This is a genomic window from Mesorhizobium sp. M4A.F.Ca.ET.020.02.1.1, from assembly GCF_004022645.1.
Classification (GTDB): Bacteria; Pseudomonadota; Alphaproteobacteria; order Rhizobiales; family Rhizobiaceae; genus Mesorhizobium.
Window position 1 is genome coordinate 1 of sequence record NZ_RZOI01000678.1, and the last position, 3,231, is coordinate 3,231.

At 67.3% G+C, this 3,231-nt stretch carries 4 protein-coding genes and 1 pseudogene; all 5 read right to left on the bottom strand.

What is annotated here, in order from left to right:
• Positions 1-293: pseudogene (locus EN742_RS29170) on the bottom strand (D-alanine:D-lactate ligase-like protein); the annotation flags it as partial.
• Between the two features lie 137 nt (positions 294-430).
• Entirely contained in the window at positions 431-1,309 is an 879-nt protein-coding gene (locus EN742_RS29175; RefSeq protein WP_126057224.1) for an SMP-30/gluconolactonase/LRE family protein, read from the bottom strand.
• Complete coding sequence (locus tag EN742_RS29180) at positions 1,309-1,947, bottom strand: 2-dehydro-3-deoxy-6-phosphogalactonate aldolase (RefSeq protein WP_126057225.1); 639 nt, start codon at positions 1,945-1,947, stop codon at positions 1,309-1,311. Before EN742_RS29180 ends, EN742_RS29175 begins: the two co-directional genes overlap by 1 nt.
• Positions 1,944-2,879, bottom strand: a complete 936-nt coding sequence (locus EN742_RS29185) for a 2-dehydro-3-deoxygalactonokinase (protein WP_127422230.1) — start codon at positions 2,877-2,879, stop codon at positions 1,944-1,946. The genes EN742_RS29180 and EN742_RS29185 overlap by 4 nt, the downstream gene beginning before the upstream one ends.
• Positions 2,876-3,231: SDR family oxidoreductase (locus EN742_RS29190; protein ID WP_128333573.1), on the bottom strand; the 356-nt coding region annotated here is incomplete at its 5' end. The genes EN742_RS29185 and EN742_RS29190, both read right to left, overlap by 4 nt.

Here is a 3,231-nt window from a genome sequence, read left to right on the forward strand (position 1 = left end):
GCGCCCCGGAAATAGGCGATGCCGTCGGTCAGCGTCCAGACCAGCGTGGCATCCCGATCAGCGCGGGCAAGCACGCCGGCGGCTTCATCCAGCTCGACCGACGCAAAGGCGAGGCCGCGCGCTTCGCAAGCAGCGGCCAGCACCTCGAATTCCGGCGCAAGGTCGGTCGACTGTGCCAGGTAGGACGATATCTCGGTGGCGCGCTCCGCCGGGTAGCCGTCGGCGACCAGCCGGTCGAAACAGGCTTTCTCCGGCTCGTGGACGAGGATCAGTCTCGGCTGGTTGCGCGGCATCGATTGGAAAGGCTCTTGGCGGTCCGGCCTCTACCATCGCACGGCTGACGCCATTGGCTCTCGCGAAACCGACGAAGGCAGGCGGTTGCGTGACAGAACGGGGCCGAACCGCAAAGCGAACCGGTGACCCGGTCGCTTCAGGCGATCAGCACGCGCGGCTCGAAGCGGCCTTTGACCTCGAAATCGAGCAGGAAGGTCATGCCGGCCTGCGGGTCGAGCTGGCGCTGCTTTTCGTCCTTGCCCTTCCACGCCGAGGTCACCACCAGCCTGTCGGCCTTCGCGCCAACAAAGGCCGGGCAGGAGGGCTGCGTCACCGGCATCGGGATTTCGCGCAGCAGCGTGCCGTCCGGAGCATAGGCCTTGACCGCCCTGCCGCCCCAGACGGCGTTCCACAGCACGCCGTCGCGGTCGATGACGGAACCGTCGACATAGCCCTTGGACGAACGGTGATCGACGAACACTTTTGGTTCACCTATGGGCAGCCCGGCCGCGGGATCGCAGGCGACGCGCATCAAGAGCCCGGTCGAGGTGTCGGTGTAGTAGGCGATCTTTCCGTCCGCGGAAAAGCAGATTGAGTTCGACACGGTGATGTCGGAAAACAGCCGGCGCAATTCGCCCTTGAAGAACCAGTAGATCGAGCCGGCGCCCTTGCCCTCGTCCTTGCCCATAGTTCCGACCCAGAAGGCGCCGCAGGGGTGGACGCGCGAATCGTTGGAGCGGGTGAGCGGATTGTCGGCCTCAATCGCGGTGTGCAGCGTCAGCTTGCCGGTCGCGACATCGCGGACATGGAGGCCGGTTTCGGTGGCGATCAGCTGGCGCTGTTCATCGATGATGGCCAGCGCGCTGGCCATCAGGCCGAGATCATGCACCTTCAGCACGCCGGAGCCAACGCCCTGCTCCAACAGCAGGCCATTGACGATGTCGAACCAGAACAGCGCATCGCTGCCGCGGTCATAGCTCGGGCCTTCGCCAAGCTGGCAGATGCGGTCCGAGAAAACCGACACGGTGTCGCTCATTATGCATCTCCAAAGGCGGCGTCCCAGGCGACAACGGCGGCCTGAGCCCGCGCGGCCACCTCCTCGACGCCCATGCCGGGCTTGAACAGGCTGGAGCCGAGGCCGAAGACGCTGACGCCGGCCGATTTGTAGCCGGCAAAATCTTTCTCGGACACACCGCCAACGGCGCCGATCAGCACATCGGCGGGCAGCACCGCGCGCACGGCCGCAATGCCGCCGGCGCCAAGCACGCTTGCCGGGAAGAATTTCAGCGCCGAGGCGCCGAGCCTTATCGCCAGGAAGGCTTCTGTCGGCGTGAACACGCCGGGCATCGTCACCATGCCATGGGTCCGAGCGCGGTCCATCACCGCGGCATCAATGTTAGGGCTGACCAGCAGCCGGCCGCCGGCTGCGTGCAGGGCGTCGACATCGGCCGCCGTCAGCACAGTTCCGGCGCCGACCAGGGCTGCCTTTGGCAACGCCTGCACAAGGCCGGCGATCGAGACGCAGGGTTCCGGCGAATTGAGCGGCACCTCGATCGCCTCGATACCGGCATCGAAGATCGCCTGGCCGATCGCCACCGCCTCGCCCGGTTTCAGCCCGCGCAGGATGGCGACGAGGCCGCGCTTGAGTTTCGGAAACGGTGCTGTCTGGGTCACGCGGCGGCTCCAATCATGCCGTTCTCGCGTGCCGCCTCGACGAGCCCGGCACGCACTGCTTCATCGGCGTCAACAGTTCTGAGGGCAAGGTCCGCGATGCCCAGCGCGGCGGCATACAGCACACCCAGCGCGCCGGAGGCGACCAGCACGACAGGTGCATCGCCAGCGCCATAACGGCGTTTCGCCGAAGCGATCTCGCCGCCGAGCAGCAGCCCGGACAGGCACGCCGCCGCATCGTCGGCCTGCAGATCCTGCAGCAGGCCGGCGGCGCGGATGGCAAACAGCTTCGAGGTGACGTCACCGCCCTCGCCCAGGGCCCGTTCACACCATTGACGGAAGAAGGCATTGTCCGCGACCACCGCTGCCGGATGCTCGCCCAGCGAATGGCGCAGGATCGAATGCGCGGCCAGCACCGAAAACAGCTCGCCCGTCGGCCAGGTGCCGAAGCCGGCAACGGCGCCGTCCTCCACGACCACCCATTTCGAATGGGTGCCGGGCATGCAGACGAGGTGGCGGCCCTTTGCCGGCAAACCGGCGCCGGCGAGCTGGGTCTCCTCGCCGCGCATCACGTCGGGCGCATCGGCCGATCGCTGGGCAAGGCCCGGCACGATGCGAATGTCGCGGCTTTGGCCGGGAACACGGGCGGCGCCGGCGAGGATGGCGCCGAGAGGCGAGGGCACGGTGACATAGGGCGCTTCCAGCCAGCCCTGACGGGACCCGGCCATGCCGCAGATGATGACCGGCAGCGTCTCAGGCGCCCCCATGGCGGCCAGGTGGCCCTCAAGAACCTTCGAGAAACCTTTCTCGCGCGCGGTGATCAGCCCATCGTCGCCGCGACGCTCGGCAAGCACCTTGCCTGCGTCGTCGAGCAGCCAGGCCCTGAGCCTGGTCGTACCCCAATCGAGCGCGGCGACCGCAGGGGCCGCGCTCACAGGAAGCCTCCGTCGACGATCAGCATCTGCGCGGTCAGCATGCGCGAGGCATCCGAGGCCAGGAACAGCACCGTGCCGACGATGTCCTCGGGCTGCATGACATCCTTGATGCATTGCTTGGCGACATGGGCGGCGAGCCCATGTTCGGTGACCCAGAGCTCCTTCTGGCGTTCGGTGATCACCCAGCCCGGCGCAATCGCGTTGACCCGGATGCGGTCGGCGCCGAGCTTGCCGGCAAGGCCCTTGGTGAGGCCGAGTATGCCGGCCTTGGCGGCGGTGTAGGCCGGCATGTCGGGGTGGTTGATGAGATAGGAGGTCGAGGTGAAGTTGATGATCGAGCCGCCACCGGCCC